The organism is Anaerosporobacter faecicola, assembly GCF_012070565.1.
In the GTDB taxonomy this organism is placed as follows: Bacteria; Bacillota; Clostridia; order Lachnospirales; family Lachnospiraceae; genus Anaerosporobacter; species Anaerosporobacter faecicola.
Map to the genome: position 1 here is coordinate 303,706 of NZ_JAAQRO010000022.1, position 12,284 is coordinate 315,989.

The window sequence follows — 12,284 nt, forward strand, 5'->3', positions numbered from 1 at the left end:
ATCCTCCTAATTTCACTTACTAATGAACGGTATTCTATGTACATCACACTTGTTAAAACTCTTGCAATCACAAGATTCTTCGGACAAAATTGCCATGTTTATTCATGTTCTTTTCACAAGCATGATTAAACATGACACGATTTTCCCTATAACACGAGGGCAAAATACACTTTGTCCTCTGTAGTAAAGTATATAATTCATATATCTTTACTATGCTTTTTCTGTATCATATCCTATAATTCATAGTTTGTCAATAGGTTTAGCGTATTAAATTGATAAATTGCTTTTTGTACTTAGATAACATAATGATCTGCTTTTGAGTATTCCCATTCCATAAGGTCTGCAAGGGTATAGTGATCAACCACCGAATTAATTGCGTCATATAATTTTTGCCAAATATACATCATCACACAATCCCCTTCCGCATCCAGTCGACCATTTTCTTCTTCCAAAGCATCTACTGGAGCTAGGCTGCCTTCTGTTATACGAAGGATCATTCCTACCGTATACTCCTTTGGCTTTTTCGCTAACCGATAGCCACCTTGTGGTCCACGTACACTTTTAACAAACCCAGCTTTATTCAGTACGGCTATGATCTGTTCCAAATACTTTTCTGATATTTCTTGACGTTTTGCAATATCCTTGATTCGAACAATCTCTCCTGTATCATGCAATGCTAGATCAAGCATCATTCGTAAGGCGTATCTTCCTTTTGTTGATATCTTCACTTTTATTCCTCCTTTTGCATAAATGATTTCTTTTTCCAATAGTATTGTCTTTTTAATTTCTACTATTCATTGTTTTCATATATGTTTTATATAATATAATGTTACTCCAACTTTACATTTTGTCAATCTATTTTCTTTCATCTTTTTATGTAAATAGTGGATTGTTCCCATTTAACGGTCTCTTCGTATAGTTTTTGTCAAACAATCATAAAAATACTAAAGAACGAAAAAAACTTATTCAATTAGGAAAATTATGATTGTCTCATAACGAACCGAATTGAATAAGTTTCTCACAACATCATTCACGAATACTAAAATTCCATACATTGTAGAAATGTTTCCTGAAACTCACTACGCATGGAGAGTTCTAGCTGTTTCGTTTGTTTTGCTATACTATTACATTCTTTTTGATATACTTCCGATAACAATGCCATACTTGCACCAACTCCAGCAGCATTTCCAACCGAATGTATCTTTTCTACCGGTAAGTTTGGCAAAAGACCTATTCGAATGGCATTCTGGGTATTTAGATAGGAGCCAAATGTACCGGCCAGGAAAAAGTGGTCCACCTGCTTTTCTGTAATTCCTTCCTCTTGTAACAGAATCTGCATTCCTGCCGCAATGGCTCCTTTGGCAAGCTGTACTTCTCTTACATCCTGTTGGGTGATTACTACAGGATCTTTTGCATAACGATATTGCAGAACAAATTGCATCTGTTCCTCTTTTTTCTGCATTCGAGTTGCAAGGATTTTAGGTACACCACATGCTATTGCCTCATCCATCTCAAGCATTCTTCCTGAAGAATCGATCAACCCCACTTCCAAAAGTGCAGCAATTGCATCAATCAGTCCCGAACCGCATATTCCCTGTGCTTCTTTGCTTCTTATAATCTGTAACTTTACACCTGTTTCGTTCATCGATACCGCTTCAATAGCACCTTCCTGTGCTCGCATACCAAAGTGGATACATGCCCCTTCGAATGCGGGACCAGCTGCTGTAGAACAACTCTTATAAATTCCATCTTTACACAACACCATTTCTCCATTGGTTCCGATATCAATGGCTAATGATATTCCTTCTAAATGTACAAGGTTCGTAGCCAACATCATTGCTGTTATGTCACTTCCAACATGACCACCAATGCCGGGGAGATAATACACCTGTGCTTGGTCATCTATCATAAGTTCCGTCTGTCTTCCTTCATACTGCTTCCCCATATAGAATTCTTCTGGATATGGAGGATGTATAAGCTGTACCACCTCCTGATTTTGTGCAAGTAGGCTCATGGTCGTATTGCCAACAATGCAAACCTTTGTTATTACATATGGTTCACATCCCTGTTCTCTTCTCTTTGTCTGCCACCCTTGAATCATGTCATTCAAGCATGTTATGATCAAATGATACAACTGCTCTTTCTTTTCTTTACTTTCCATACTATATTGAATTCTACCAATCACATCAGTCGCTACGACACGCTGCGGATTGGTCTTTGCTTCTATTTGAAGCAAACGCCCATTTGTATTATCCCATAGCATTCCAACCACCGTTGTCGTTCCAATATCAAAGGCAACACCATATTCCGGATCTATTCGTTCCTGCAATTGGTTATGGATTGTAGCAAGACACCATTCTGGTAAAAGAAATGTGGTACTTTTTCTCGTTAACTGCTCTTGTTCTTCCTTTACTCGAATCTGCAGATCATCGTAAATTGATAATGTACATGCGAGGCGGTATCCTTGTTGTCTCTCTGTTTCTGATAGCAATTGTAGGTCTTTAGGAGAATAAGGAATGGTCTTATCGGAAAGTACCTGTACCTTACATTTCCCACAGTTTCCTTTTCCTCCGCAATGGGCAGGAATTATTACTCCTTCTCGCCGTAATACCTGAAGAAGGTTCTCTCCTTCTACCACTTGAATGCATTGTTTTCCGCCATCAATTCCAATATACATATTTCTACATATTCCTTTCTGTTTCGACCATTTACATGATACGCTTTCCAAGCTTGTCCTACTTTTTGTTTCTGTTTTTCATCTATTTATTGTATATGTATATTATGCTTGAATCGATTTAGATAACGTAATGATCTGCCTTCTCCATCTGCCATTCCACAAGATCTGCCAGTGTATATTGATCCACTACCCCCTTAATTGCGTCATATAACTTTTCCCACAAGATTAAAGTTGAGCACTCATCCTGGCGTTTGCACTGGTTCACCTCATCCTCTAAACATGCGACAGGTGCAAGACTCCCCTCCGTTAATCGTAAGATCATCCCTACTGTATATTCTTTTGGATCTTTGGATAACTTGTATCCTCCTTGTGGTCCACGCAAACTCTTTACATATCCTGCTTTATTAAGAACAGATATGATTTGTTCCAGATATTTATCAGAGATCTCCTGTCTTTGCGCAATATCTTTAATACGAACAGGTTCTCCTGTATTATTCAGTGCCAAATCTAGCATAAGACGAAGTGCGTATCTCCCTTTCGTTGATATCTTCATTCTCTTTCCTCCTTAATCCCTTGTATTCCAATATGAATATAAATAAACTAATTACATTTTACACGCACGAACCTGTTTTCGTCAATGCTATTATTCATACCTAAATAAATCCTGTTTATTAATATTATGCATTATCATTCATTACTATTAGATTCCTAATAAAGTAAATAAGCTTTCCTGCCAAGTTACGTTTGCTAAAAACAGTAGCGGAGCATCTTAGCTCTTCTTACTATGTACTAGATAGCCTAGGAAGTCAAGGCAGGAAAGCTCACCAGTAACCTACAAATAGATTCATTACCGCATAAAGCTAGCTAAGAATGTACTAATTACTACACCGGATAAGGTTGCAACAAGTGCTCCAAGTAATGTGTATCTCGTCTTTTTCACCTTCGCCGCCATAAAATAGACAGCCATTGTATAGAAGATTGTTTCCGTACAACTCATTAATATAGAAGTTAATGTTCCAAGATAGGAATCTGGTCCATACTGTTTAAAGATATCAATTACCAAACTGGTTGCTGCTGAGGAGGAAAACATCTTTACAATTACCAATGGTACCAATTCCGCTGGAAACTGCAACAAAACCATAAGCGGTTTAAGCAGATTGGATAAAATGTCAAATGCCCCTGATGCTCTCATAATACCAATTCCCACCATTAAACCAATCAGCGTTGGCAGTATATCAACGACTACCTTAAATCCATCTTTTGCACCCTTAACAAATTCATCAAAAATGGCTGTCTTGGTAAGAATACCATATCCCACTACATAAAAAATTACAAATGGAATCATATAATCCGACAGATATAATAAAAATGTCATTGCCTTCCTCTCTTTCTTGCCACAATTGAGAATATTACTCCAACAATGGTGGAAAACAATGTTGCAACAATAGCGACGCCCAGTATCTCTGTTGGTTTTACAGAGCCGTATTGGCTTCGATATGCTATAATGTTAACAGGAATCAACTGTAAGGAAGAAATATTGATAATAAGAAATGTACACATATCACAACTGGCACGTTCCTTGTTATCATTCAATGTTGCTAACTCCTTCATTGCCATTAATCCCATAGGGGTGGCTGCCCAACCTAACCCAAGAATATTAGCAATCATATTAGAAGCGATATATTCATTTACAATATGTTCTTTGGGCAGATCCGGAAACAACAACCGTATAACCGGACGGATTCCTCTGGTAAGTGAGGCAATAATCCCTGTCGCCCTTGCGACCTGCATGATTCCTGTCCACAAAGCCATAATACCTAGCATTGTAATACAAAGTGTCACCGCTTCTTTGGTGGAATTCAACGCTGCATCGCTTACATTGGCAATATTTCCTGTACACACCCCTACAACGATTCCCACAATGATCAAGAAGCCCCAGATATAATTTAGCACAGCCCCTCCTTATCAATATTGTTCCATAAGAGCCTCTTATAAAACAACAATGTCTATGCACATGATTACCACTAATATATTATCCCAACCTACAAAATATTCCATAGCACAATTTTCATGTAAAAAAAAATTTTTATTAAAACCATTTATTAATTAATCTCAATAATACGTAAAAATCGTAACATTATTCTACAATATTATATTACTTTTTTTTACTAAAAAATTAGTGATAATCGCTTAAAATACGGTTTTTTTACTATTTGCTCTACTATATCTGTCTTAACTCGTATTATGTTAAGAAAGTGTTTTTTATTTTTAACATAATTTAACATGTTAAAATTGTGCTATAATTAGATAATAATATGAATTGACATTATCTAGGTGGTGTGTTATTTTATATTAGTATCCTATATATTTTTCCATGTATAAGAAATATATTACATAAATCGGGATACCACTTACTTTAACAACAAAACAGATATACTTGTTGTAATATACAGTAGAGTCAATATTTTTATCTATTGTCAACTCAAAAAGCAAAGGAGATAGTTATTATGAAGAGTACGGGAATCGTAAGAAAACTTGATGAATTAGGACGTATTACATTACCAATCGAATTAAGAAGAACACTTGGAGTTAGCGAAAGAGATCCACTAGAAATCTTCGTTGAAGAAGACAGAATCATTCTTCAAAAATATGAACCAACTGATATCTTCACTGGCGACAAGAATGAGTTATTTGATTTCTGCGGAAAGAAAGTTTCTAAAGAATCAATCACTCAACTTGCTAAATTAGCAGGAATCATTGAATAATTAATAGTCTAATTCGATAAGCAACTCCCAAGCTTGTCGAATACCAAAATTGTTTCCCAAACAAAAAGAGAGTTTACTCTCTTAACAATCCAAAAGAAGCGGTCCATTCTCCCAAATGGACCGCTTCTTTTATTTTTCTAATCTATTAATGCGCTATAAATCTCTCTTTTTGTTACTCCACGATCTTTTGCAACTAATTTCATTGCTTCTTTTTTCTCAATTCCCTGTTTTAGATAATACTCCATATGCTCATGAATGGTCATCTCTTCCCATTCTTTTTGTTTTTCTTCTGCGATTTGCGCATGGCTTATTCCTTCCATCACGATTACGCATTCACCTTTCGGTTCCTGGCTTTCATAAAAAGCAATTGCTTCCTTTATTGTTGTTAGGAACGTTGTCTCATGCTTTTTCGTCAATTCTCTACAAATCGTTATCCTCCGATCACCCACTGCTTCTAGGAGTTCATTCAAGGTACGCAACAAACGATGTGGTGCTTCATATAAAATGATAGTTCTTGTTTCTTTTTTTAGTTCTTCTAAAATAACTTGTTTCTCTTTTTTATCAGAAGGTAAAAATGCTTCAAATGCAAATCTACGAGTGGATAATCCCGACATGGTCAATGCCGTAATACAAGCTGCAGGACCTGGTAACGACGTTACTGTAATTCCAGCCTCATGCGCCTGACGTACCAATTCTTCTCCTGGATCCGATATTCCTGGCGTACCAGCATCTGTGATTACCGCAATATTCACGCCTTCTTGCAACTGCGTTACAAGATATCTCGCTTTTTCTATCTTATTAAATTCATGATAACTGGTCATTGGTGTCTTGATTTCAAAATGATTTAACAATTTGATACTATGTCTAGTATCTTCTGCAGCAATCAAATCCACTTCCTTTAATATTCGTATGACACGAAATGTAATATCCTCTAGATTACCAATGGGAGTTGCACATAAATATAATGTTCCTGCCATGTTGTTCCTCCATCATTCTTACAATAACGATCTACGTTATCATCATACCATTCTCTGATGTTACTCAATCACCAGATTCTTTATTGTCCTTTTTCTTCACATACCTTACTTTTTGAAATAATGGCATAAAGCATTAGTATCCATATATATCATAGATTTCATCTGTATATACATTGGGTTCCTTATATACAATCAACGGTTTTTCAACTTTAATCATAGACTTTGCACCTTTAATCGCTTCGATTAAAACCATGTTCGGTTCTTTGTCCACATATGGATGAACAAGCTTCATTCGCTTTGGCTCCAATTTATACTTGGTCATACAATTAATAATCTCGACCAAACGAAAAGGACGATGTACCATGTAAAAACGACCATTTGGCTTAAGAACCTTTGCTGCTTCTCGAACAACATCTTCTAATGTACACAATACTTCATGTCTTGCAATTGCCTTTGGCATATCTGGATTTTGCAGACCATGTTGATTGGTCATATAAGGCGGATTGGACGTAACCACATCAAAGGAAGCAGCTCCAAATATGGATGATGCTTCCTTGATATCACCTGTTACAATCTGCACTTTTTCTTCTAACTGATTCAGTGAAACACTTCTTCTTGCCATAGAAGCGCTTTCTTCTTGAATCTCCAAACCGACAAACTTTCTTCCTGGTGTTTTTGCTTCTAATAAGATCGGTATGATACCGGTTCCCGTTCCAAGATCAAGACAGTTCTCTTCTGGCTTTACCTTTGCAAATCCCGATAACAAAACTGCATCCATACCAAAACAGAACTTATTGGGATTCTGTATGATACGATAGCCATTACGATGTAGTTCATCCACTCTTTCCTCTGGTAATAATAAATCTTTATTCATCATCTAAGAGCGACTTTCCTTCCTTTTTCTCAAGCAACTCTAATGCACGTAACTCATCGTCAATTGCAATCTTTTCTTTCTTTCTACGAGGCTTGAATTTCAGATCATCCACCTTGTAATCTCTAGCTTCCTTCTCGTCGTTATCTAACGTAACAATTACACGAACGATTTGTTTTAAGACACTAACGCTTTGTACTTCTCCTCGTAAACCATCATTTGTTGTTACGGAGTCTCCGATGTTTGGAAGTTTTCCGTTTGCTTCTTCGTATGCTTCCTCTTCATTCTTCAGACAACACATTAATCGTCCACATACTCCTGAAATCTTCGTTGGATTCAAAGAAAGATTCTGTTCTTTCGCCATCTTAATGGAAACAGGGGCAAATTCTGATAAGTACGTATGGCAACAAAGTGCTCTACCACAGATACCAATTCCACCAACAATCTTCGTCTCATCTCTTACACCGATCTGACGTAATTCGATTCTTGTCTTAAACACACTTGCAAGGTCTTTCACCAATTCTCTAAAATCAATTCTGCCATCAGCAGTAAAATAAAATAACACCTTATTATTATCAAATGTATATTCTGAATCGATCAACTTCATCTCAAGTCCATGTTTCTTGATCTTCTCTAAGCAGATGCCAAATGCGTCTTTTTCCTTCTGACGATTTTTTTGTTCAATCGCATCGTCTTCTGCAGTCGCAATTCGAATTACCGCTTTAAGAGGTTGAATGATCTTACTCTCTTCCACATCTCGTGGTCCAATAACGACATTTCCATACTCGACCCCACGAGCAGTTTCAACAATAACGTTATTCCCCGCTTCGATTGTTAATCCTGCTGGATCAAAGAAATATACTTTCCCCGCTTTACGAAAGCGCACTCCTATTACTATCATATGCCTCTCCTTTAATTCTCTTTTAGTGTAAGCAGCATAAGTTCCATAACGGTTTCAAAATTAACATTTGCATTCAAACGAACCTTCGCTTTATTCATTGCATTAATGATATTTTCGATCCCTTCATAATCTTTCTTGCTTGCTTGTTCCGATATATACTTGTACTCTTCTTTAAATAATAAGAGATTTGGATTCTTGGTAACCTTAAACATTAAGATATCACGATACCAAAGAATCATCAGATCCAAGTAATCATTGATTTCTAATTTATGTGATGCTAAGTTCTTGATGGATTCCATGATCTCATACAATTCCATATCATCAATATATTTTAAAAGATGTAGTACCTCTTCCTTTGACTGCGTAAATTCTTCTGATGATGCATACCGGATTGCACGTCCCAAAATTCCCTGTGAAAATGTTGCACTCATCTCAGCCATATAATCAGGTATACTATACTGTTCCATCAAATGTTCTTTGATTGCATCAGAAGATACCGGCTTTAGATTCAATGTAACACAACGGGATAAGATTGTTGGAAGAAGCTTGCTGCTATTTGTTGTTAATAATAAAATAACTGCATAAGCAGGCGGTTCTTCAATGGTTTTAAGCAATGCATTCTGTGCTTGCTCTGTCATCTTATCAGCATCATCGACAATGTAGATCTTATACGGACTGCTATATGGTTTGATGGCAATGTCACTATTCAACTGCACACGAATATCATCGACACCAATGCTAGCCTTTTCATGGGTAACCATAATCACATCTGGGTGATTTCCGGATTCCAATTGCAGACATGACTTACATGAATTACATGCACTAGTGGCATGTTCCTCACATTGCAGTGTCTTTGCAAATGAATATGCAATCGTCTTCTTTCCCATGCCTTTCTCACCATTAATTATATAAGCATGCGAAACCTTCCCCAATTTGATTGCATTCTGTAAATGTTCAATAATCTGTTCATGTCCAACTATACTATCAAAATCGTACATCGTTTCTGCTCCAATCTATCACTAAATTACTGTTATGCTAATATATCCAACAACAGGCCTTTTATTTCATCTATCTTATTCAGAATGGTAATATGATCTTTTTCATCTTTAATTAATTCTGTAGCTAATTCATCTAGTGTTTTATCTACCAGCTTCACCATGCCATATACACGATGCCTGCCTCGTTTATCAAGGAAATTTTCACGGCTAAACTTATGGGAACGGTTTACAATTTCATTCATAAACTCTTTGATTAGTTGGCGATACTTTCTCATATCACGAATATCCATATGTTTCCCGAGCTTATCACTATGTTGAATGATTTCCTGCATCATAAAGTGTAGACGAGACTGCAGATCATGTTCCTCAATATTACTGATTAATGTAAATTTGAATGAACCATCATTCTCAATAATTTGATTTTTCGTTTCTACCTGGTTTACATTTTGTAATTGATTAACCTTGATCTCCACAACTGTCACCCCTAACACACTGAATTTGAATCACTCCTTCGGAGTTCGGGCTTGCACTTTGTGCAATCCCTAACAGCAGCTTCGCTGCTGTTGATTAGTTACATTATACCATACCTTTTTCGTTTTATATACTATAGATTTTCTTACAATTTTGGTCCTTTTTAATGTAGTCTATGATTTTTTTTATGCATTCTTCTTTTTTATTATTATAAAACTTATCTTTGATTCCACTTTCCTGCAATTTTTCTTTTGAAAAATCTTCTTGGTCTGCTAAAAATCTTCGACATAGTTCGGCATATTTAGGATCTGTCTGTTTTCGTTCTCTCGTTAGTGCACGCATGAGACGTTCACCATCTTCCACTTCTATATATATCGGTACAACTTGCTCTTCTCCGTAGTATTTTCGAATCTGATTGTAGGCTTCTAGGGTATTAATAAAGAGATAATCCGCTTCTTCCAATTGAATTTGTCCATCATTTGCCGTGAAATAAATCCAAGGTCCATGTATCGTATGATAGGTTCGATATTCAATGATCTTCCCATCTTCCTTCATTTGTTCAAATTGGTCCGTTGTAACGAAATGATATTCTGTCCCTTCTTTTTCTCCACTTCGAATAGGTCTTGTTGTATAACCGACTACTGTCTTTAGTTGTAGGGATTCTTCCTCTTGCAAGTATTTGAATATGGTATCCTTGCCTGATGCACTCTTTCCAATTACTACATATATCTTACCCATTTTTTTCTTCTCCTACTACTAAAATCGTCTTTGCCTTTCCATCTTGCATTCCTTTGATTTGCAATCCTGCTGCTTGGTATTCCTGTATTGTGGTTATAACTTCTTCTGTAATTTGTTCTCCAGGTACAATAAGTGGTATTCCTGGCGGATACAAATAAATCTGTTCACCTGCTACTCGTCCCACACTCTGATCAAGGGAAATGCTCTCTCTCTTTAGATTATAAGCTTCATACGGTGTTCGTACAAGCATTAAATTGGTCACATAAAATAAACTATCCGTGTTAATTTCACTTCTGCTGCCTTTCTTTGTCAGACTTTCATCAATAGCGAAAAGTGCCTTCACCAGCCGATGGAAGCCTTCCTCTGTGTCAGCAATACTTGTCATTGCCAGTACATAATTCTTTGACACCATTTCGCACTGAATCTGATACTTATGCAATAACAGATCATATAATTCGACTCCTGTTAGTTCACTATATTGTGTAAAGATCACAATCTTAGATGGATCAAATGCATATGGCTGGTTCGTCCTTTGTTCCTTCCATGGCATATAGACCTGAAGTGCCTCTAGCTTTTCGCACTGTTGATAAAACCAAGTCAGACGTTCCACATATCGATCAAACAATGACATTCCCTGTTCTCGAACAAGTCTTAGGCAATTACTAATTCCCGCCATCAAAACATAGGAAGGGCTACTTGTCTGAAAAATTTGTAGATACATTTTGACTTTATCATAATCTACCAGCTCTCCATTACTATGTAATAAAGCCGTCTGCGTAAATGCAGGTAACGTTTTATGAACACTATGAATAACAAGATCTGCTCCACAAGCTACGGAATTGTTGGGGAAAGCAGAATGAAACCCCAGATGTGCTCCATGTGCTTCATCTACCACCAATGGAATGTGATAGGCATGTACCACATCTGCAATTGCCGCAATATCTGATACTACACCTTCATAGGTGGGTGAGGTCAGTAAAACCATCTTAATCTCAGGATTCTTCTCTAATTGTTCTTTCACTTGTTCCGGAGTAATCTCCCGTTGAATCCCATATTTTTCATCCACATTAGGATAGAGATATATGGGTACCAATTCCTGAAGAAAGATTCCATGATAAACAGCCTTGTGGCAATTTCTAGCCACAAGAACTGTATCCCCTTTTTTGGTACAAGCAGCAATTGCAACAAGTAATCCACTGGTGCTCCCATTGATAAGATAATGGGTATGCATGGAACCATATAGTTTCGCTGCCTCTTCCATTTGTTCTTTCAAGATTTCCTGTGCATCATGTAGGTTATCAAACCCATCAATTTCCGTGATATCAATGGAATAAGGATCCATTTTTCCCATTAGTTCAAGATTTCGCTTATGACCTGGCATATGCATGGGATAGATCTCTTGCTCCTTGTATTTTTTTAATTTATCATATAAATATTCCAAAATGTGCTCCTTACTCTACCAAAAATGATATTTGGGTTTTTCTTTTCCCATTAGCCAATAGCGAAGATAATCATCTGCAAGTATCGCCAGTGGTGATAAAAAAAACCAGATAAATACATATAAAAGACAAACCTGTCCTAAAACATTATAGGGTTGATTGGAATAATCCCATACTTGCAGCCCCATCCAAAGATTCACAATAACTCCCGTTATGAATTCTACGGTTGTTATTATAACAGATGAAACAACCATCTGACTAAGGAAAGACATTCCTGTGGACGTTTTCTCGTTAAGTAGCCCAATTGCAATAAAACAAATTCCTCCTGCAATCAACATGGAAATATGGGAATATCCTCTTGCTAAAATTTCAATTCCACAGTATGCATAACCTCCCACAAAAAAAAGAAGAATATACTTTAGGAAATTATTTTTGATCTTAACCATG

The 12,284-nt window shown here is 36.6% G+C and carries 14 protein-coding genes; 1 reads left to right on the forward strand and 13 read right to left on the reverse strand.

Annotated features, from left to right (window positions below; all coding sequences use genetic code 11):
* Positions 1-293: 293 nt before the first annotated feature.
* The 5 genes from HBB17_RS09465 to HBB17_RS09485 form a co-directional block, all read right to left on the reverse strand.
* Positions 294-728: an RrF2 family transcriptional regulator gene (locus tag HBB17_RS09465; RefSeq protein WP_167957230.1), complete on the reverse strand. Its 435-nt coding sequence runs from the start codon at positions 726-728 to the stop codon at positions 294-296.
* A 311-nt stretch (positions 729-1,039) separates the two neighbouring features.
* Positions 1,040-2,677: an ASKHA domain-containing protein gene (locus HBB17_RS09470; RefSeq protein WP_167957231.1), complete on the reverse strand. Its 1,638-nt coding sequence runs from the start codon at positions 2,675-2,677 to the stop codon at positions 1,040-1,042.
* A 118-nt stretch (positions 2,678-2,795) separates the two neighbouring features.
* A complete protein-coding gene (locus HBB17_RS09475) occupies positions 2,796-3,230 on the reverse strand; it encodes an RrF2 family transcriptional regulator (RefSeq protein ID WP_167957232.1) in 435 nt (144 codons plus the stop codon).
* Between the two features lie 294 nt (positions 3,231-3,524).
* Positions 3,525-4,052, reverse strand: a complete 528-nt coding sequence (locus HBB17_RS09480) for a spore maturation protein (RefSeq protein WP_167957233.1) — start codon at positions 4,050-4,052, stop codon at positions 3,525-3,527.
* Complete coding sequence (locus HBB17_RS09485; RefSeq protein WP_167957234.1) at positions 4,049-4,630, reverse strand: nucleoside recognition protein; 582 nt, start codon at positions 4,628-4,630, stop codon at positions 4,049-4,051. Before HBB17_RS09485 ends, HBB17_RS09480 begins: the two co-directional genes overlap by 4 nt.
* A 554-nt stretch (positions 4,631-5,184) precedes the next feature.
* Here HBB17_RS09485 and HBB17_RS09490 point away from each other — a divergent pair.
* The gene (locus tag HBB17_RS09490) at positions 5,185-5,442 is read left to right on the forward strand and encodes an AbrB/MazE/SpoVT family DNA-binding domain-containing protein (protein WP_167957235.1); all 258 of its coding nucleotides are present in this window, start codon (positions 5,185-5,187) and stop codon (positions 5,440-5,442) included.
* A 137-nt stretch (positions 5,443-5,579) separates the two neighbouring features.
* On the opposite strand, the gene rsmI is transcribed toward HBB17_RS09490, so the two are convergent.
* The 8 genes from rsmI to HBB17_RS09530 all read right to left on the reverse strand — a co-directional run bounded on the left by rsmI (position 5,580) and on the right by HBB17_RS09530 (position 12,283).
* Positions 5,580-6,419 (reverse strand): 16S rRNA (cytidine(1402)-2'-O)-methyltransferase, encoded by an 840-nt coding sequence (gene rsmI, locus HBB17_RS09495; RefSeq protein WP_167957236.1) that lies wholly within the window; start codon positions 6,417-6,419, stop codon positions 5,580-5,582.
* Positions 6,420-6,552: 133 nt separating this feature from the next.
* Positions 6,553-7,293 carry a tRNA1(Val) (adenine(37)-N6)-methyltransferase gene (locus tag HBB17_RS09500; RefSeq protein WP_334297182.1) on the reverse strand — a complete coding sequence of 247 codons (741 nt, stop codon included), beginning with the start codon at positions 7,291-7,293 and terminating at the stop codon, positions 6,553-6,555.
* Positions 7,286-8,191, reverse strand: a complete 906-nt coding sequence (locus tag HBB17_RS09505; RefSeq protein ID WP_167957238.1) for a PSP1 domain-containing protein — start codon at positions 8,189-8,191, stop codon at positions 7,286-7,288. Before HBB17_RS09505 ends, HBB17_RS09500 begins: the two co-directional genes overlap by 8 nt.
* A gap of 11 nt (positions 8,192-8,202) precedes the next feature.
* The gene (gene holB / locus HBB17_RS09510; RefSeq protein ID WP_167957239.1) at positions 8,203-9,189 is read right to left on the reverse strand and encodes a DNA polymerase III subunit delta'; all 987 of its coding nucleotides are present in this window, start codon (positions 9,187-9,189) and stop codon (positions 8,203-8,205) included.
* Positions 9,190-9,221: 32 nt separating this feature from the next.
* Positions 9,222-9,662: a YaaR family protein gene (locus HBB17_RS09515; protein ID WP_167957240.1), complete on the reverse strand. Its 441-nt coding sequence runs from the start codon at positions 9,660-9,662 to the stop codon at positions 9,222-9,224.
* Positions 9,663-9,786: 124 nt separating this feature from the next.
* Entirely contained in the window at positions 9,787-10,398 is a 612-nt protein-coding gene (locus HBB17_RS09520; protein ID WP_167957241.1) for a guanylate kinase, read from the reverse strand.
* Positions 10,391-11,839, reverse strand: coding sequence for an aminotransferase class I/II-fold pyridoxal phosphate-dependent enzyme (locus tag HBB17_RS09525; protein ID WP_167957242.1), 1,449 nt, complete (start codon positions 11,837-11,839; stop codon positions 10,391-10,393). Before HBB17_RS09525 ends, HBB17_RS09520 begins: the two co-directional genes overlap by 8 nt.
* 15 nt (positions 11,840-11,854) lie before the next feature.
* A complete protein-coding gene (locus HBB17_RS09530; protein ID WP_167957243.1) occupies positions 11,855-12,283 on the reverse strand; it encodes a putative ABC transporter permease in 429 nt (142 codons plus the stop codon).
* Between the last annotated feature and the right edge of the window lies 1 nt (position 12,284).

Bases quoted from the DNA above. Each gene is read 5' to 3' on its own strand.
- HBB17_RS09470 (WP_167957231.1), bottom strand. From the start codon at position 2,677: ATGTATATTGGAATTGATGGCGGAAAACAATGCATTCAAGTGGTAGAA.
- HBB17_RS09475 (WP_167957232.1), bottom strand. From the start codon at position 3,230: ATGAAGATATCAACGAAAGGGAGATACGCACTTCGTCTTATGCTAGAT.
- HBB17_RS09480 (WP_167957233.1), bottom strand. From the start codon at position 4,052: ATGACATTTTTATTATATCTGTCGGATTATATGATTCCATTTGTAATT.
- HBB17_RS09490 (WP_167957235.1), top strand. From the start codon at position 5,185: ATGAAGAGTACGGGAATCGTAAGAAAACTTGATGAATTAGGACGTATT.
- rsmI (WP_167957236.1), bottom strand. From the start codon at position 6,419: ATGGCAGGAACATTATATTTATGTGCAACTCCCATTGGTAATCTAGAG.
- HBB17_RS09500 (WP_334297182.1), bottom strand. From the start codon at position 7,293: ATGAATAAAGATTTATTATTACCAGAGGAAAGAGTGGATGAACTACAT.
- HBB17_RS09505 (WP_167957238.1), bottom strand. From the start codon at position 8,191: ATGATAGTAATAGGAGTGCGCTTTCGTAAAGCGGGGAAAGTATATTTC.
- holB (WP_167957239.1), bottom strand. From the start codon at position 9,189: ATGTACGATTTTGATAGTATAGTTGGACATGAACAGATTATTGAACAT.
- HBB17_RS09520 (WP_167957241.1), bottom strand. From the start codon at position 10,398: ATGGGTAAGATATATGTAGTAATTGGAAAGAGTGCATCAGGCAAGGAT.
- HBB17_RS09530 (WP_167957243.1), bottom strand. From the start codon at position 12,283: ATGGTTAAGATCAAAAATAATTTCCTAAAGTATATTCTTCTTTTTTTT.